At 40.5% G+C, this 17700-nt stretch carries 14 protein-coding genes and 1 tRNA gene; 3 read left to right on the forward strand and 12 right to left on the reverse strand.

The window, feature by feature from the left end; all coding sequences use genetic code 11:
* Positions 1-191 precede the first annotated feature (191 nt).
* From pckA to CYP77_RS05500, 7 genes are all read right to left on the reverse strand, one after another.
* On the reverse strand, positions 192-1766 hold the full coding sequence (pckA, locus tag CYP77_RS05470) for a phosphoenolpyruvate carboxykinase (ATP) (RefSeq protein WP_181001459.1): 1575 nt from the start codon (positions 1764-1766) through the stop codon (positions 192-194).
* A gap of 103 nt (positions 1767-1869) precedes the next feature.
* Positions 1870-3672, reverse strand: coding sequence for a biotin/lipoyl-containing protein (locus tag CYP77_RS05475; protein ID WP_103567574.1), 1803 nt, complete (start codon positions 3670-3672; stop codon positions 1870-1872).
* Between the two features lie 122 nt (positions 3673-3794).
* On the reverse strand, positions 3795-5183 hold the full coding sequence (locus CYP77_RS05480; RefSeq protein ID WP_103567575.1) for a TRAP transporter large permease: 1389 nt from the start codon (positions 5181-5183) through the stop codon (positions 3795-3797).
* Positions 5171-5692, reverse strand: coding sequence for a TRAP transporter small permease subunit (locus tag CYP77_RS05485; RefSeq protein ID WP_103567576.1), 522 nt, complete (start codon positions 5690-5692; stop codon positions 5171-5173). The genes CYP77_RS05480 and CYP77_RS05485 overlap by 13 nt, the downstream gene beginning before the upstream one ends.
* A complete protein-coding gene (locus tag CYP77_RS05490) occupies positions 5685-7037 on the reverse strand; it encodes a sodium-dependent transporter (protein ID WP_103567577.1) in 1353 nt (450 codons plus the stop codon). The genes CYP77_RS05485 and CYP77_RS05490 overlap by 8 nt, the downstream gene beginning before the upstream one ends.
* The gene (locus CYP77_RS05495; protein ID WP_103567578.1) at positions 7037-8368 is read right to left on the reverse strand and encodes a sodium-dependent transporter; all 1332 of its coding nucleotides are present in this window, start codon (positions 8366-8368) and stop codon (positions 7037-7039) included. The genes CYP77_RS05490 and CYP77_RS05495 overlap by 1 nt, the downstream gene beginning before the upstream one ends.
* Complete coding sequence (locus CYP77_RS05500; protein ID WP_103567579.1) at positions 8368-9711, reverse strand: sodium-dependent transporter; 1344 nt, start codon at positions 9709-9711, stop codon at positions 8368-8370. The genes CYP77_RS05495 and CYP77_RS05500 overlap by 1 nt, the downstream gene beginning before the upstream one ends.
* Positions 9712-9917: 206 nt before the next feature.
* On the opposite strand from CYP77_RS05500, the gene CYP77_RS05505 reads away from it, so the two are divergent.
* The 3 genes from CYP77_RS05505 (at position 9918) to CYP77_RS05515 (ending at position 11274) form a co-directional block, all read left to right on the forward strand.
* The gene (locus CYP77_RS05505) at positions 9918-10220 is read left to right on the forward strand and encodes a F0F1 ATP synthase subunit C (protein WP_004317263.1); all 303 of its coding nucleotides are present in this window, start codon (positions 9918-9920) and stop codon (positions 10218-10220) included.
* Between the two features lie 47 nt (positions 10221-10267).
* Positions 10268-10352, forward strand: a tRNA-Leu gene (locus CYP77_RS05510).
* 58 nt (positions 10353-10410) lie between these two features.
* Entirely contained in the window at positions 10411-11274 is an 864-nt protein-coding gene (locus CYP77_RS05515) for a VIT1/CCC1 transporter family protein (protein ID WP_103567580.1), read from the forward strand.
* Here CYP77_RS05515 and ribD read toward each other — a convergent pair.
* Genes ribD through infB form a run of 5 tightly spaced genes read right to left on the reverse strand, consistent with a single transcriptional unit; the run spans position 11271 to position 17466 of the window.
* Complete coding sequence (gene ribD / locus CYP77_RS05520) at positions 11271-12332, reverse strand: bifunctional diaminohydroxyphosphoribosylaminopyrimidine deaminase/5-amino-6-(5-phosphoribosylamino)uracil reductase RibD (protein ID WP_103567581.1); 1062 nt, start codon at positions 12330-12332, stop codon at positions 11271-11273. The two genes, CYP77_RS05515 and ribD, sit on opposite strands and share 4 nt — an antisense overlap.
* 54 nt (positions 12333-12386) lie before the next feature.
* A complete protein-coding gene (locus CYP77_RS05525; RefSeq protein WP_103567582.1) occupies positions 12387-14036 on the reverse strand; it encodes a formate--tetrahydrofolate ligase in 1650 nt (549 codons plus the stop codon).
* Between the two features lies 1 nt (position 14037).
* Complete coding sequence (rimP, locus tag CYP77_RS05530; RefSeq protein WP_103567583.1) at positions 14038-14454, reverse strand: ribosome maturation factor RimP; 417 nt, start codon at positions 14452-14454, stop codon at positions 14038-14040.
* Positions 14447-14812, reverse strand: a complete 366-nt coding sequence (gene rbfA, locus CYP77_RS05535; protein WP_004317240.1) for a 30S ribosome-binding factor RbfA — start codon at positions 14810-14812, stop codon at positions 14447-14449. The genes rimP and rbfA overlap by 8 nt, the downstream gene beginning before the upstream one ends.
* Entirely contained in the window at positions 14809-17466 is a 2658-nt protein-coding gene (gene infB / locus CYP77_RS05540; RefSeq protein ID WP_103567584.1) for a translation initiation factor IF-2, read from the reverse strand. The genes rbfA and infB overlap by 4 nt, the downstream gene beginning before the upstream one ends.
* Positions 17467-17700: the final 234 nt, after the last annotated feature.

The following is a 17700-nucleotide window of genomic DNA, read 5'->3' on the forward strand; positions in this document are numbered from 1 at the left end:
CTTATATAGTGTGACTTTTGGTTAGAAATTTTAAAACGTCTCGTTAAATTTAACCGAGCTATTTCGCAAAATGTTTTAAATTTTATATTAGAAATTTGAAAAAGAGCTATATTTTACAGCTCTAAAATTTTTGCCATTTGATAGTTTAAATTTAAAAAGCCTTGCAGGGATTTACCCGCAAGGCTATAAATTTAAGCTTTTGGACCAGCTTTGGCGTATTCAACGCCCTCTTTTACATCTTCGTAGCGTTTGAAATTTTCAACAAACATTTTAGCGAGCTTGTCGCGTGAAGCGTTGTACTGAGCTGGATTTGCCCATGTGTTTATAGGATTTAGCAGTTTTGTCTCGACACCATCAAGCTCTTTTGGGATAGCGAAGTTAAATTTATCAAAATTTTCAAATTCGCATTTTGTGATGCTACCATCAAGGATCGCATTTATGCAAGCACGTGTTGCTTTTATGCTCATACGCTTGCCAACGCCGTAAACACCGCCACTCCAGCCTGTATTTACAAGATAGACATTAACGCCGTGTTTATCGATCTTCTCGCCAAGCAGTTTTGCATATACAGTTGGGTGAAGTGGCATAAATGGTTCGCCAAAGCAAGCACTAAAAGTAGCGACTGGCTCGGTGATACCGCGCTCTGTGCCAGCAACTTTTGCTGTGTAGCCACTTAAGAAATAATACATCGCCTGCTCTTTTGTGAGCTTTGCGACTGGAGGAAGCACGCCAAAAGCGTCAGCGCTTAAAAAGATGATATTTTTTGGATGGCCAGCGCTTGAACTTGGCTCGTAGTTGTCGATGTGATAGATCGGATAGCTCACGCGTGTGTTTTCAGTTTTTGAGCCATCTTTATAATCAACCACGCCGTTTTCGTCAGCCACTACGTTTTCAAGTAGCGCGTCACGCCTGATCGCTGCGTAAATTTCTGGCTCGCTACTTGGATCAAGGTTGATACATTTTGCGTAGCAGCCGCCCTCAAAGTTAAACACGCCATCATCGTCCCAGCCGTGCTCGTCATCGCCTATTAGTTTGCGTTTTGGATCGGTTGAAAGTGTCGTTTTACCAGTGCCAGATAGACCAAAAAATAGCGCCGTATCGCCCTTTTCGCCTACGTTTGCAGAGCAGTGCATGCTTAGCTTGCCTTCAAGTGGCAACCAGTAGTTCATCATAGAAAAAATGCCCTTTTTCATCTCGCCGCCATACCATGTGCCACCGATTACCGCGACATTTTCTTCGACGTTAAATATGACAAAAACCTCTGAATGTAGTCCGTCAGCCTTGTAATCCTCATTTTTTGTCTTGCAAGCGTTATACACTACAAAATCAGGCTCAAATTTAGCCAGCTCCGCTTCACTTGGGCGGATAAACATATTTTTTACAAAGTGCGCTTGCCACGCTACTTCAGTGACGAAGCGGACTGATTTTTTGCTCTTTTTGCTAGCTCCACAAAATGCATCTTGGATAAAAATTTCTTTACCACTTAGCTGATCTTTTGCTTTTTTAAGAAGCTTATCAAATAGTTCTTTTGTGATAGGCTGATTTATCTTACCCCAAGCGATATATTTTTGGCTTGGATCTTGCTTGACAAAGTACTTATCTTTTGGGCTTCTGCCAGTAAAAATTCCAGTATCAACCATAAATGTGCCGTTACTTGAGACTCTGCCCTCGTTGTTTGCCTTTTCAAGCTCAAAAAGCTCGTCGTAGCTTAGATTGTGATTTATCTTTTTGATCTCTTTTAGACCTAGCTCGTCTAGCTTATTTATCATGTTGTTTCCTTTAAATTTCGTTTCTTTATAAATTTGACCTAAAAGTCATCAAAATGTTAATCAAATTTCGCTTAACACTATCTTTTTAAAATGGGCAAATTTATTTAAATTTAGCCACCACTTGATTGTTCGCGACACTTTGACCTTTGCTAACCTCGATAGAGCCTATGATGCCATCTTTTGGGGCTTTGACCTCTATCTCCATCTTCATCGCTTCAAGCACGATTATGGCCTGACCTTTTTTGACATGGTCTCCTGCGCTAACTAAAATTTTATGCACAGCGCCTGGCAAGCTTGCAACGATGTCATTTTCTGTTGCGCCTGCTGCTGCACTTTTGGCATTTTTTACGCTCTTGCCTTCAACTTCAGTGATCGATTTTACTTGGATGCTGTCGTTAAAGCCTTCGCTTACTTCGACATTGTAGCGGCTGCCATTTACGACGACGCTATATCTGCCGCTTTGAGTTTGTCTGCCTTCATTTGCTTTAGCATTTGGATCTACTTTTCTTACATTTACTTTGGCTTCGCCTTTTAAGAACGCGATGCCCTTTTCTTTACAAGCTGCTGCTATAAATACGTTTTCTTCGGTAACTTTGATCTTGTTTTGTTTTAAAATTTCTTTTACATGTGCAAGTGACTTGCTCTCATCTTTATCAGCTATATCAACTGCGTGTTTTGTAGTTGGTTTTAGTCCTAACTGCTCGCTAGCAAGCTTAATGATCTCTTTATCAGGCGTAACTGGGGTCTTGCCAAAGTAGCCAAGCACCATTTTGCCGTATCCCTCAGCGATCTTTTTCCACTTGCCAAACATTACGTTGTTAAAGGCTTGTTGGAAGTAAAACTGGCTAACAGGAGTCACTGAAGTGCCGTATCCGCCCTTTTGCACCACCTCGCGCATCGCAAGGATGACCTCTGGAAATTTATCTAAGATGTTGTTATCTCTCATCATCTGGGTATTTGCAGTGAGTGCGCCACCTGGCATCGGTGAAAACGGTATGAGTGGGCTTACTTGCACAGCTTCAGGCGGTAAGAAATACTCTTTTAAACAATCATTCAAAACACTTTCATATTTTAAAATTTTCTCCACGTCAAGTCCGCCAAGATCGTAGTTTTTGCCTTTTACTGCGTGAAGCATAGTTAAGATATCTGGCTGACTTGTACCACCACTTACTGGGCTTGCAGCTAGATCTATACCATCAACGCCAGCTTCAAGCGCTGCAAGATAGCAAGCCACGCTTACGCCTGCAGTTTCATGCGTGTGAAGTCTGATGTGGGTTTTTTCTGGGAGTAGCTTTCTAGCCATTTTTATGGTCTCATAGACCTTTTGTGGGCTACTTGTGCCGCTTGCGTCTTTAAAGCAAACGCTGTGATAAGGGATATTTGCATCTAAAATTTCTCTTAAAATTTTCTCATAAAATTTAACATCATGTGCTCCCACACAGCCACTAGGCAGATCCATCATAGTAACTACGACTTCGTGTTTTAGCCCGTGATGAGCGATCCTCTCGCCTGAATATTTTAAATTTTCAACATCATTTAATGCGTCAAAATTTCTAATAGTAGTGGTTCCATGTTTTTTGAAAAGTTTTGCGTGAAGGTCGATTAGCTCGCGGCTACCAGTATCAAGTGTAACGGTATTTACGCCCCTGCTTAGGGTTTGAAGGTTTGCTTTTGGTCCTACGATGCTTCTAAATTTATCCATCATCGCAAAAGCGTCTTCATTTAGGTAAAAATAAAGGCTTTGAAATCTCGCTCCTCCGCCAAATTCAAAATGCTCTATGCCAGCCTCTTTGGCTGCTTCAAGCGCGGGCAAAAAGTCGTTCATAAGCACTCTAGCGCCATAAACCGACTGAAAGCCATCTCTAAAGGTCGTATCCATAACATCGATAAATTTCTTTGCCATATTTCACCTCATTAAATTTATAAATTTACTAAAAAGCGGTCATAAAAAATGGCTAAATTTGACAGAAACTCAAATTAGCCATTTTGCTTGTTTTTGGTATTTTACAACCAAAAACTTTTATATCATTTAAAAAGTGAGAGTAAGAAGTTAAATAATCCGCCGTGGCTCGCATCAAGCATCGGCTTTATCTCCATCAAAAAGACGCAGAAAAAGACTAAAACTGCCACTTGAATGATGATGTAAGGCACCACGCCTTTATAAATAGCAGCTGTTTTTATCTCAGCAGGTGCGACTGATCTTAAGAAAAATAGACTAAATCCAAATGGCGGTGTCAAGAATGAAGTTTGTAAATTCATAGCAACTAGGATCGCTAGATAGACTGGGTTTATGCCTAGTTTTGCGGCGATTGGCACCAAGATAGGAAGCACGATATATGAAATTTCAACAAAATCTATAAAAAAGCCAAGCACAAAGATAACAGCCATACTAAAGATGATAAAGCCCCACTTCTCGCCTGGTAAATTTGTCATGAAATTTTCAACTATCTCATCGCCTCCAGTGTAGCTAAAGACCATAGAAAAGGCAGTCGCACCAACAAGTATAGCAAAGACTAGAGCTGTAGTTTTTACGCTCTCAGCCAAAGCCTCTTTCATCATAGAAAATGAAAATGTCCTATAAAATATTGCCAAGATGATAGCACCAACGCAGCCAAATGCTGAGCTTTCAGTCGGTGTAGCGATACCTGCAAAAATGGACCCTAGCACACAAATAACTAGCAAAAGTGGCGGGAAGATAGCCACAAGCGCTCTTATCACCTGTCTAAATTTACTAACTCCGCTCTCATCTTTTACCACAGGAGCGACCTCTGGCTTAAGATAAGCAGCTATCAAAATATAAACTATATAAACCCCGACTAGCGTGAATCCTGGCACAATGGCTTGGTGAAAAAGCTCGCCAACTGGCACTGAGAAGATGTCGCCCAAGATGATAAGCACGATAGAAGGTGGGATGATCTGACCAAGCGTGCCAGCAGCGCATATCGTGCCACATCCTAGGGATTGGTCGTATTTATACTTTAGCATTACAGGCAAGCTTATAACGCCCATAGCAACAACACTTGCACCTACGACGCCAGTTGATGCAGCAAGAAGCGCGCCAACTAAGATAGTGCTTATCGCGATACCGCCTCTGATTTCTCCAAATAGCATACCCATGCTCTCAAGTAGTCTCTCGGCTAGCTTTGACTTTTGAAGCACGACGCCCATAAATACAAAGAGTGGAACTGCTATGAAAATTCTACTCTCCATGATAGAGAAAATCCTATAAGGCATGAAGTTAAACATATCTTTAAATACTTCTATACTGCCAAGTAGCCCATCGCCATCGCCAAGGCTCTCTACGACGCTGCCAACCATGCCAAATATCATCGCGACCGCACCAAAGGTAAATGCCACTGGAAAGCCAATGCCAAGCATCAATAGCGCGGCTATAAACATTATTAATCCCGCCATATTTTCTCCTTACTAGCTTTCTTATAGCGATTTAAATTTTTTATAAAAAAGCCGATCGCAAAAAATACAAGTATGTAAAATGAAACAGGGATCATCGCTTTTATGATCCATCTATGGGTAAGACCGCCTGGATCTGCGCTGGCCTCTGCCGAGCTGTAAGCATCTCCTACAAACCCAAATGATAAATTTGAAACCAAAAGCGCAAATGGTATGATAAAAAATACAGTGCCAAGCATATTTACAAGGGCTTTATTTCTTTCTGAAAATTTAGCATAAAAGATATCAACTCTAACATGTGCGTCCTCTTTTAGAGCATAGCTCATGCCAAGTAGAAATATCACAGCAAAAAAGTGCCACTCAAGCTCCTGAAATGCAACGTTGCCGTAAGAGAAAAAGTATCTTGCCACAACGTTAAAAAATACGTCTATTATCATCAAAGCCATAATAAACATACAAATATAGCCGACTATATCACCAGCTTTGTCAAAAAACCTCTCAATCTTATCCATTAAAAACCTTTAAAAGTTCATTTATCATGATGATGAGCACACAAACTGGTGCTACATATCTTAGTAAAAAATACCATGTATTAAATACAAAATCACTCATATATGGGCTAAATAGCACATAAAGCGCATCTCTTTTCATAAAATATCCTACAAATATCGCTCCGCCGATACCGCTAATTGGTAGCAAGATATTTGAAGCAGTAAAGTCTAGGAAGTCAAAGAAATTTTTACCAAATATCATAAATTTATCGCCAACATTTTCTATGTTTGATAAAAGACATAAAAATCCCACTATAAAAATCCCAGCTCCAACTATACAAAGCGCTTTTTTTCTACTCATGCCATACTCTCTGATCAAGAAAAAGACAAATGGCTCAACGATGGAGATGGCTGAAGTGATGCCAGCAAAGATAAGTGCAGCAAAAAATGCTACAGCCAAAATTTGACCGATCGCGCCAAGCTTTGCAAATAGCGTTGGTAGCGAGATAAAGACAAGACCTGGTCCTTGAGACGGAGTAGCGCCAAATTCAAATATAAAGGTAAAAATAACAAGACCTATCATAATAGCAAGCGCGATATTTATGAAGACGATACTAAGCGTTGAAGTGGCTAAATTTGTATCATCGCTTAGGCTAGCTGAATAAGTAATGATCGCTGCCATACCAAGAGATAGTGTCCAAAATGCAAGTCCAAGAGCTAGCAAGAGTGAGTTAAACGAAATTTTACTAAAGTCTGGGATGAGTAAAAACTCGGCTGATTTCACAAAGCCATCCATAGTCATAGAGTAAAAAAGCATGATCAAAACCATGATAAATAGGCTTGGCATCATCCAAACATTTAGCTTCTCTATGCCACTTTTTACACCTTTTGATAGGATGAAAAAGCAAGCTGCAAATGCTATAACAAAGTAAAGTGTCTGCTCGCCAAGACCATGTGTGAGTAACTCGTTAAATATAGCCTTTGAGCTATCTATATCGCTTGGGAGGCCAGTAAATGAGAGCGTGAAATATTTAAAGACCCAGCCGATGATCACGATATAGTATGATGAGATGATAGCCGCTGTCACCATGGCTAAAATTCCAACTAGTTGCCATAAATTTTTATTTTTAGCTGCTAGCTTTCTAAAAGCATTTACACTGTCGCTCTCGCTAAGCTTGCCGATACTAAGCTCTGCCATAAAGATAGGCACACCAACTAGAAAAGTTATCAAAAGATATAGGATAATAAACGCCGAACCGCCGTTTTCACCAACCATGTATGGAAATTTCCATGCATTGCCAAGTCCGACAGCCGATCCAGCGACTGCTAGGACGTAGCCTATTTTAGAAAATTGTTCTTTTGCCATTATGAGATCTCCCTTATTAACACCACTAAGACTAAAATAGGTGCTACAAACCTTATTAAAAAATACCAAATTTTAAATACAACCTTGCCCATATAAGGCACAAATAACTCTTTTAAAAGCTCAAATTTCATAAAGTAGCCAACAAAGATAGCAAACAAGATACCACCAAGTGGAAGCATGATGTTTGAGCTAAGATAATCAAGCAGGTCAAAAAAGCTCTTACCAAAAAATGTAAGCGCATCTTTAAATTCGCTTGTGCCACTTAATGCGCATAAAATTCCTAAAACATAAACCACGCAAGCAACGATAAAGATCGATTTGTTTCTACTAAATTTTAGGCTTTTGCTTAAGAAAAATATAAACGGTTCAACCATAGATATAACCGAGGTGATGCCAGCAAAAAATAGCGATATAAAAAATGTAAATGCCAAGAAATTTCCAAGCAAGCCAAGCTTAGCAAATAGCGTTGGTAGCGATATGAAAGCAAGCCCTGCGCCTTTTGATGGCTCTGAGCCAAACTCAAATGTAAATGTAAAGACGATAAGGCCGATGATGACGCTTATTATGATATTTGCAAAAACGACATAGAGCGATGAGGTAAATAAATTTGTATCATCACTTAGACTTGATGAGTAAGTAAGTATGCAGCCAATGCCAACGCACATCGTAAAAAAAGCAAGTCCAAGAGCGTTTAAAACAGCTGCTTGATCTATCTTTGAAAAGTCAGGCACTAGTAGAAATTTAGCCGCTTTGTCAAAGCCCTCCATGCCAAAAGAGTAGCCAAGCATAAGCAAAAGCAAGATAAAAAGAGCTGGTATGAGATAGACATTTATGCGCTCTATGCCACTTTTTACGCCTTTTGTAAGGATGAAAAAGTAGGCAAAAAATGCGATACTAAAGTATAAAATTTGTTCATTTATGCCATTTGAGATGAAATTTACAAAAAACGTCTCTGAACTTGCGATATCTTTAGGTAGCTCACTAAGACTTAAAATGACGTATTTTAAAACCCAGCCAATGATGAGTGTGTAAAAAGATGCGATGAATAGCCCAGTCACCATGATAATACCAGCAAATTTCCAAAAGCCTGCCCCTTTTGTAGCTAGAGATTTAAACGCTCCAACCGTATCAAGGCGTGAAATTTTACCCATCGCCATCTCAGCAAAAAATATGCTAAGACCAACAGCAAAGGCAAAAAATAGATATACAAGGATAAATGCCGAACCGCCGTTACTGCCGACCATGTATGGAAATTTCCACGCATTACCAAGGCCGATAGCCGCTCCAATTATAGAAAGGATAAAGCCAATTTTACTAAATCTCTCTGCCATTATTTACCTGCCATCTGGTAGATCATTATCGCACAAATGGCAACTGGCACGACATATCTTAAGAAAAAGTACCAAATTTCAAAAAATGCTCTTCCCATAAAATCGCCAAAAAGCAGATACAAACTCTCTTTTTTAAGCTTATAGCCAACAAAAAAGCTAAATACGATAGCGCCTATTGGCATCATGATATTTGATGTGAGAAAGTCAAGCGCGTCAAAAAATGGCTTGCCACAAACGCTAAAAGCACTTGATGTTTCTGAATAATATGAAAGTATGCAAAAGATGCCCAAGATATATACAAAGGCGCCGATGTAAAGAAGCGCCGTCTTTCTTGAAATTTCAAATTTCCTAACCAAATAATAAGCAAAAGGCTCGATCATCGAAACCGCGCTTGTGATGCCAGCAAACAATAGCGACACGAAAAATGCTACCGCCATGAAGTTGCCAACGACGCCAAGCTTTGCAAAAAGCGTGACAAGCGAGATAAAGATAAGGCCTGGACCACTTGCCGTGCTATCAGCCCCATAAGCAAATATAAATGTAAATACGACAAGGCCCATCATAATGCCTATTAATATGTTTATAAAGATGATAGAGAGGGTTGATTTTATTAAATTTGTCTTCTCAGGTAAATTTGCAGCATATGTCGGTATGACGCCAACGCCCATAGATAGCGAGAAAAACGCAAGGCCTAGAGCCTGCAAGATAACATCTGGCGTGATCGCACTAAAATTTGGTACAAATAAAAATTTAGCCGCCTTAACAAAACCATCTCCCATGCTAAGCGCGTAAAAAAGCATGCAAACCAGCAAGACAAAAAGGCTTGGCATCATCCATATATTTAGCTTTTCGATGCCACTTTTTACACCTTTTGAAACGGCAAAAAATACCATTAAAAAAACCAAGCTAAAACAAAGCACGGCACTGCTTAAATCATTTGATAAAAGTGTGTTAAACTGCTCGCCTGCCGCTTTTGAGTCTGCTAAAAGCGGCGAAAAACTAAGATAGATATACTTTAATATCCAGCCAATAACAACCATATAAAATGAAGCTATAAGTATCGCGCCAATCATGAAAAAGCCAGAGAGCGACCACGCTTTTTTATGCTTTGGTGCGAGCTTGTAAAGAGAGCTTACGATGTCGCTTTCGCCAAGTTTGCCAATGCTAAGCTCCGCTAAAAATGCCACAAACGCGATAGCAAAAGTAAGAAGCAAGTATAAAATTATAAATGCCGAACCGCCGTTATTTCCCACCATTGTAGGAAATTTCCAGGCATTGCCAAGACCCACAGCAGAACCAGCCATCGCAAGAACAAAGCCTATCTTTGAAAATTTTTCGTTCATTAAAAACCTAAGATTAAGAATAAATTAAATTCTTTCAAAGATAGCATAAAAAAACTTTCATTTTTCTAAGCCAAGAATTTTTTATAGGCAATTTAAATTTTTAGTGTTTTTATTTGAAACAAAGTTTTGTTTTTGTAATATTACGGCTCATGAAGTTTAAGTAGGGGACAGATCCGAAAGAACTTTAAAATTTTAAAGGAGCAACGATGAAAAAGATCGTGTTTTTAATTCTTGGTCTTGCTGCATTCGCATTTGGTGCTGACGGCGAGATGATCAGATCATATTCAGTTATCGCTGGCGGTATCGGCCTTGGCCTTGCAGCTCTTGGCGGTGCTATTGGTATGGGTAACACAGCTGCTGCAACTATCAGCGGAACAGCTAGAAACCCTGGCGTTGGTAGCAAACTTATGACTACAATGTTTATCGCACTTGCGATGATCGAAGCACAAGTTATCTACGCACTTGTTATTACACTTATCGTTCTTTACGCAAACCCAATGCTTGGCTAAGCGTAAAGCTTAAATTTAGCCCCTTTTTTGGGGCTTTTGTTCTTTTTGCGATCATGGTGGAATTGGTAGACACGCTATCTTGAGGGGGTAGTGCCGCTAGGTGTGCGAGTTCGAGTCTCGCTGATCGCACCATTTTTCTCTCTTTCTAAATCAAAATCTTAAATTTCTAAGCTATAAAAAGGAAAATTTTATGTTAGACAAAAAACGTGCTTTAAAACAATTGCAAAATGAAGCAGACGATACTGCTATATACTCACTTCTTGAAGCTAGCGAAAAAGACAATGAGAATAAAAAAATACTTCGCAAATTAATCACCGAAGAGAGACGCCACTATGCTTTTTGTCAAAAGATAACTGGTGAAAGCAGAAGTGCAAATTTATTTAAAGTCATTTTCTATACGATACTTGTTAAAATTTTTGGCACATCTTTTACCCTAAAATTTATGGAGTCACGCGAAGAAAATGCAGAGAAATTTTATCTTGACATCGTAGATGAATATCCTGAAGCTCGTGATATTTATGAAGAGGAGATGAATCACGAAAACAGTCTAATCTCCATGTTAAAAGACACAAAACTTATAAATGCTGGTGGCATCGTGCTTGGTATGAATGATGCTTTAGTTGAGCTAACAGGCACACTTAGCGGCATCGCGCTTGCATTTTCGAATACAAAATCAGTTGGCGCAACAGGCCTTATCATGGGCGTGGCAGCTGCACTCTCTATGGCTGGCTCAGCATATCTTGAGTCAAAAGAAAATCCAAGCGACGAGATCAAACCGCTTACTTACTCGCTCTACACAGGCGGTTCATACATCATAACAACGGCATTTTTGATACTTCCATTTTTCATCTTTTCAAGCAGTCTTTACGCCGTTTTGTCGATGTTTTTCTTTGCTTTAGTTGCCATCATCACTTACAACTTTTACATAAGCGTGGCAAAGGAGCTTAAATTTTTACCAAGAGTGGTTGAGATGTGCATGATAACTTTTGGCGTTGCGATCATATCTTTTGGCATCGGCTTTTTAGTTAAACACTATTTTGGACTAGATATTTAATCCAAAATTTCATACCAAGTGTAGCTATCATCTCCGAAATTTCCACTAAAAAGCGGTTTTAGATTTAGATCAAGCCTTAAATTTTCACCATTTTTAAAATTTGAGCTTTGATAGATAAGTAGCCACTTTACATTTGCTAGCTTGCCCTCTTTTGCGAGCTTTAAAAACTCACCAGCTCCTTCAAACATGGTAAGACCTTTTAGATCAAGCTCTTTTTGAATGCTGACTTTGCGACCTGGCACGCTAAAAAGCGGCAATGTTTCATCAAATTTATCACTTCTTGAGTAGATTATGACGTCTGGATTTTTGCTACCGCTTACTAGCCTACTATCAAGCTTTGGGCGGTCCGTCCGCACCGTGTTGCCACCGATCACCAATGCATCTATGACGCTTCTAAGTTTATGCACATGCATGCGGCTAAGCTCATTTGTGATGATGCCGCCACTTGCCACGCCGTTTTTACTAATGGCTATTTTTAAAAAGCTAAATCCACCATTTTGATATGCCAAAAATGGCTCAAGCAGCTTATCGCAGCGCTCTTTTAAAATACCAAATTTAACTCTCACACCAGCACTTTGAAGTAAATTTCCGCCACCACTTGCTATTTTATTTTCATCATGGCTGCCAATTATTACCTCACCAAAGCCAAGCTCTTTTAGCAAATTTGCACAAGGTGGCGTTTTGCCATGGTGCGAGCAAGGCTCAAGAGTGACATAAGCTTTTGCATTTTTTAGTAAATTTGAGTGATTATTTAGTATAAATTCGTAGCTGAATTTTGGCTCTAAAAGACCAAATTCACCCTCTTTTATATTAGAGCCAAATTTGGCGTTATATGCTTTTATAAAATCATCTTTAAATTTTTCACTTTTTTTGCAAAGCGCAAAGAGTATCGCTGTCGGTTCAGCGTGTAAATATCCAGCCTTTTCATGAGCCTTGCAAGATAAAATTTGCCCACTTTCATCAAGGATAAGGCATCCAACGGCTGGATTTGGATAGGTTAGGATCTGAAATTTCCAAGCCTCGCTTAAAGCAAGATCCATGTAAAATTCGTCGTTCATCCATGCCCTTTAAATTTAAAACACACCAGCGTTTGCCAGTGTGTTTTCATAAATTTACGACAAGCCGTCGATCTTGCCGTCTGCGTCTATCTTCATATTGACCGCAGCTGGCACTTTTGGAAGTCCTGGCATAAGCATGATCTTGCCGCAAACAGCGACTATAAAGCCAGCTCCCGTTCTAATGTCAAGGTCTTTTACACTAAATATAAAGCCCTTTGCTCTGCCCAAAAGCTTCGCATCGTCGCTAAATGAGTACTGAGTTTTTGCGATACAAACTGGCAAATGGCTCAAATTTAGCTCTTTTATCATTGCAAGCTTTTTAAGAGCAGCCTCTTCAAAGACCACCTCACCAGCTCCATAAATTTCCTTAGCGACCTTTTCTATTTTAGTTTTCGTATCATCGCTCATCTCGTAGGTGAAATTTATCTTGCTTGGCTTGTCGCACGCCTTTAAAACTAGCTGGGCAAGCTCAAGCGCGCCTTTGCCACCTTTTACAAAATTCTCACAAACTGCCACTTCTACGCCAAGCTTTTGGCAGTACTCTTTTACAAAATTTATCTCTTCATCAGTGTCAAAGCCAAATTTATTAAGCGCCACAACTACGTTTTGACCAAATTTACCTTTTAAATTTTCGATGTGTCCGCCAAGATTTTCGATACCTTTTTTAAGTGCATTCATATCTGGTTTTGTGATCTCCTCTTTATTTGCTTCACCGTTATATTTTAGCGATCTGATAGTGCTTACAAGCACCACAGCGCTTGGCTTAATGTCGGCAATCCTGCACTTTATATCTAAAAATTTCTCCGCACCAAGCTCCGAGCCAAAGCCAGCTTCTGTTATGACGTAGTCAGCTAAATTTAGAGCTGTTTTTGTTGCGATAACTGAGTTGCAGCCGTGTGCGATGTTTGCAAATGGGCCGCCATGCACGAGCGTAGGTGTGTGTTCAAGTGTTTGAAATAAATTTGGCTTGATCGCATCTTTTAAGAGTATGCAAACAGCGTCCTCGCAGCCTAGATCACGCACATAGATAGGCTTTTTATCGCTATCATATGCGACCATGATGTTTGCCACGCGCTCTTTTAGATCAGAAAGGCTTGTTGCTAGACAAAGCACGGCCATGATCTCGCTTGCGGCGGTGATGTTAAAGCCATCTTCTCTTGGCACGCCATCAGTCCTGCCACCCTGACCAACGGTGATAAATCTTAGCGCGCGATCGTTCATATCCATACAGCGCTTCCATAAAATTTTCTCGATTTTTAGTGGGTTTTCTTGATAAAGACTATTATCTATCATCGCTGAAATGAGGTTATTTGCCGATGTTATCGCGTGAAAATCGCCAGTAAAGTGTAAATTTAGATCCTCCATCGGCGCAAGCTGCGAGTAGCCGCCACCTGCTGCTCCGCCCTTTATGCCAAAAACTGGCCCAAGAGATGGCTCGCGAAGTGCTAGGCAGACCTTTTTATTAAGTAAATTTAGTGCGTCAGCTAGACCGATCGACATAGTCGTTTTGCCTTCGCCGTATGGGGTTGGATTAGTCGCGGTGACTAAGATGAGCTTTGAGTTTGATGGCTCAAGTCTAGGGGAAATTTTAGCCTTAAATTTGCCGTAAAGCTCAAGCTCATCTTCGTTTAAGCCTAATCTTGCGGCAACTTTACTGATGTGTTCTAGTTTCGTTTGGTGAGTTATCTCGATGTCGCTTAGCATTTTACCACTCCAAATATGTTTTTGCTTTTTTTATCTCACTGATGTTGATCTCAAAAATTCCCTCTTCATTTTCTACTGCGATGCTCTCTTCGTCAGCTTTTACAAGCCTTCCTGCAAATTTCTCAGCCTCGGTTTGAACTTTAACTAGCTCGCCAACGCTCGCTTTAAAATGAGATGGCTTACTAAGCTTTCTCTCAAGGCCAGGCGAGCTAACCTCAAGGTTATAATCCCCGCCAACTGGCGGTGTCACGTCAAAGATAGGTGAGAGCAGACGGCTCACTTTTTCGCAGTCATCAAGGCTCACTCCGCCATCTTTTGTGATATAAACTCTAAAAATAGCCCTGCCATTTTCATTTGCTATCTCGCTGTCGTAAAGCTCAACGCCGCATTCGCGTACTAGTTTGTCTAAATTATCCATTTTTGTTTAAATCCTTTGAAATTTTATCAAACAACTTATCCATATGGTTTTGATATTCTAATCTATCGTCAAATTTAAAGTGAAAATTTGGACATCTATACCAGCCCTCAGCAGCCATGCAGTGGTTTTGCAAATGCCTGCAAACACGCTTTAGATGCCCCAAAATATACTCTTGCTCGCGCTCGTCAAACATCATCTTGTCAAGATAGACAAAGGCGTCGTATCTGCCCTTTTTGCACTCGACGTCAGTGACGCAAAGACCCTTTAAAATGCTATCTTCAAGAGTGGCTAAAGCCTCTGGTATGAGCTCTTTTAGCACGCTCTCTGTTCTCATACGCTTTATTTCGTTAGCGTTCATAGAGTAGCTTTCTCCTTGACTTCTTTGAAGCTTTCGATGTAGTCATTTTCTCTGATGTCGTTGAAATTCTCGATACCAACGCCGCACTCGTAGCCTTTAGCGACCTCTTTAACGTCATCTTTGAAGCGTTTTAGTGAGCTAACTAAGCCCTCATAAACGACCACACCTTCTCTAATAAGACGAATTTTTGCCCCTCTGTTTATCGTACCCTCAGTGACTATACATCCAGCGATTGCACCTACTTTTGGCACATGGATCACTTGGCGAACCTGAGCTTGACCAAGCTGCTCTTCTCTTATGATAGGTGACATTAGTCCGCCCAAAATAGCCTTCACATCGTCGATTAGATTATAAATAACATTATAAGTTTTTATTTCAACACCGCTCTCTTTTGCCTTCTCTTTGATCTCGCCAGTTGGCCTTATATTAAAGCCAAGGATGATACAGTCGTTGCTTGCGCTTGCGAGCGCAACGTCGCTTTGCGTGATACCGCCAACGCCTGAGTGGATCACATTTACTCTGATCTCGTCGTTTGCTAGTTTTTCTAGGCTCGCTTTTAGCGCCTCAAGTGAGCCACCAACGTCAGCTTTGATGATGACTGGAAGTGTTTTTAGCTCGCCCTCAGCGATCTTAGCGCTAAGCTCATCGATACTAACTTTCGTGCTCTTGCTAAGCTCTTTTTGACGGATATATTCAGCCTTTTTCTGTGCGTATTCGCGAGCCTCTTTATCAGTTTTTACGCCTATTAATGTCTCGCCAGCCTCTGCTATCTCGCTAAGGCCTACTATCACGCCACATTCGCCTGGTTTTATCTCTTTTAATGGCCTACCCTGATCATCAAGCAAGCTTCTTATCTTACCGTATGCAACGCCAGCTACGACGGTGTCTCCGACATGAAGCGTACCGTTTTCAACGATGATGGTAGCTACTGGACCACGGCCTTTTTGAAGTGAGCTCTCGATGACAGTAGCCTTTGCATTTGCCTTTGGATTTGCCTTTAGCTCCAAAAGATCAGCTTGCAAAAGCACGATCTCAAGTAGATCATCTATGCCCATTCCTGTTTTTGCAGAGATCGGCACAAATTCATACTTGCCACCCCACTCTGTTGGCATGATGTCAAGCTCAGCAAGACCGGTTTTTACTAGATCAGGATTTGCTGACTCTTTATCCATTTTATTTATTGCGATGATTATTGGCACGCCAGCGGCTTTTGCGTGGCTAATCGCCTCTTTTGTCTGTGGTTTTACGCCGTCATCTGCCGCAACTACGATGATAACTATGTCAGTTACGCCAGCACCCCTTGCACGCATAGCCGTAAATGCTTCGTGGCCTGGAGTGTCGATAAATGTGATGTTTTTGCCGTTTTTATTTACCATATAAGCACCAACGTGCTGCGTGATACCACCAGCTTCGCCAGCAGCTACGCGAGACTTTCTTATGTAGTCAAGTAGCGAGGTTTTGCCGTGGTCAACGTGGCCCATGATGGTTATAACTGGCGCTCTTGGCTGGAGATTTTTATCATCTTTTATCTCCTCTTCATAGGCTGCTACATAGTCAAATTCTTTTTGATCATCGATGATATTTACCTCGACATTAAACTCATCAGCCAAAATTTCTATCGCATCTTCGTCCAAAAAGTCGTTTTTAGTTGTCATCATACCAAGCATAAATAGCTTGCCTATGACTTCGCTAGGCTGTTTGTTTAGCTTTTCAGCAAATTCATAAACGCGAATTTCTTTTGGGATATTTATCGATGTTACAGCTTCACTATTTTGTTTATTTTCAGGCTTTTTGTGTTTTTTTCTAGCTCTTCTTTGTATGCCACCTTCGCCAAATGAATTTATCGTGTTATTGACGGTTGTTTTCATCGCATTTGGCTGTTTTGTCCTTTGCATAGGAGCTGGAGCTGGGGTTTTAAAGCTAAAATCAGGTAACACAACCACATCTTCATCTTCAAGCACGATGTCGCCAAAGTCGCTTCCGCCAAGCAAGTCCATCTTCTCGGCACTATCTTTTTTGCTTACAACCGTTACTTTTTTCTCTTTTTTCTTTTTTCTAGCCAAATTTTCATCGCTAGCAGAGAACATACTCTTAAAATCACTAATGTTAGTAACAGCCGCCTCAGCCTTTTTCTCCTCTTTTACAGGAGCTGGCGCCTCATAATCTTTTTTCTTTTTAACTATCACAAGGCCTCGTCTTTTTTGAGTTACATCAGCCAAGCTCTCTTTTGGTTTTGGCGCTTCTGCTGGCTTTTGCTCAACCTTTACAGGCTCTTCTTTTTTAGGCTCGGCTTTAGGTTTTACCTCTGAAATTTGCACCTCTTTTTTAGGCTCAGTCTTCGCCTTTTCAGGCTTTGACTCAGCCTTAGCAGCTGCCTTTTTAGGCTCAGTTTTAGGCTTTTCTCCTTTTTTAGCTGGCTCTTTTTCTGCCTCTTTTTTAGGCTCTTTTTTTGCTTTTGGCTCGCTCTTTTTCTTTTTAAATTTATCTGGTATGACGCCAGTTTGAACGTATTCATATATTGCTTCAGCCTCTTCAAGGCTCACAGCATTTGAGTGAGTTTTGACCTTTAGGCCTAGTTCTTGAGCTTTTTCGACTATCTCTTTACTTGGGTAGCCAAGCTCATTTGCGATCTCTGAAATCCTAACATTGCTCATTTAAGAGTATCTCCTTTAACTTCGGTGCGTCAAGTCCGAGGGCACCTTTAGTTTGTTTATCAATTATTTTTTTTAAAATTTTGTCGTCTTTTTGCAAACAGCCATCACACAGATAGAAACTGCGACCATTTCCTTTGCCGCACTCCAAATTCTTGCCTACCAAGCGGTATCTTTTTAGCAAGTTTTGAGAAAATTTGACTTTGCAAGCGACGCATGTCCTTACTGGATTATTTT

This window comes from Campylobacter concisus (assembly GCF_002913865.1).
In the GTDB taxonomy this organism is placed as follows: domain Bacteria; phylum Campylobacterota; class Campylobacteria; order Campylobacterales; family Campylobacteraceae; genus Campylobacter_A; species Campylobacter_A concisus_AM.

What these genes read in the sequence shown, in the direction of transcription:
- CYP77_RS05485 (WP_103567576.1), bottom strand. Translation starts at nt 5,692, where the DNA reads ATGGATAAGATTGAGAGGTTTTTTGACAAAGCTGGTGATATAGTCGGC.
- CYP77_RS05525 (WP_103567582.1), bottom strand. Translation starts at nt 14,036, where the DNA reads ATGCTAAGCGACATCGAGATAACTCACCAAACGAAACTAGAACACATC.
- CYP77_RS05490 (WP_103567577.1), bottom strand. Translation starts at nt 7,037, where the DNA reads ATGGCAAAAGAACAATTTTCTAAAATAGGCTACGTCCTAGCAGTCGCT.
- ribD (WP_103567581.1), bottom strand. Translation starts at nt 12,332, where the DNA reads ATGAACGACGAATTTTACATGGATCTTGCTTTAAGCGAGGCTTGGAAA.
- CYP77_RS05505 (WP_004317263.1), top strand. Translation starts at nt 9,918, where the DNA reads ATGAAAAAGATCGTGTTTTTAATTCTTGGTCTTGCTGCATTCGCATTT.
- infB (WP_103567584.1), bottom strand. Translation starts at nt 17,466, where the DNA reads ATGAGCAATGTTAGGATTTCAGAGATCGCAAATGAGCTTGGCTACCCA.
- CYP77_RS05500 (WP_103567579.1), bottom strand. Translation starts at nt 9,711, where the DNA reads ATGAACGAAAAATTTTCAAAGATAGGCTTTGTTCTTGCGATGGCTGGT.
- CYP77_RS05495 (WP_103567578.1), bottom strand. Translation starts at nt 8,368, where the DNA reads ATGGCAGAGAGATTTAGTAAAATTGGCTTTATCCTTTCTATAATTGGA.
- rimP (WP_103567583.1), bottom strand. Translation starts at nt 14,454, where the DNA reads ATGGATAATTTAGACAAACTAGTACGCGAATGCGGCGTTGAGCTTTAC.
- rbfA (WP_004317240.1), bottom strand. Translation starts at nt 14,812, where the DNA reads ATGAACGCTAACGAAATAAAGCGTATGAGAACAGAGAGCGTGCTAAAA.
- CYP77_RS05515 (WP_103567580.1), top strand. Translation starts at nt 10,411, where the DNA reads ATGTTAGACAAAAAACGTGCTTTAAAACAATTGCAAAATGAAGCAGAC.
- CYP77_RS05480 (WP_103567575.1), bottom strand. Translation starts at nt 5,183, where the DNA reads ATGGCGGGATTAATAATGTTTATAGCCGCGCTATTGATGCTTGGCATT.
- CYP77_RS05475 (WP_103567574.1), bottom strand. Translation starts at nt 3,672, where the DNA reads ATGGCAAAGAAATTTATCGATGTTATGGATACGACCTTTAGAGATGGC.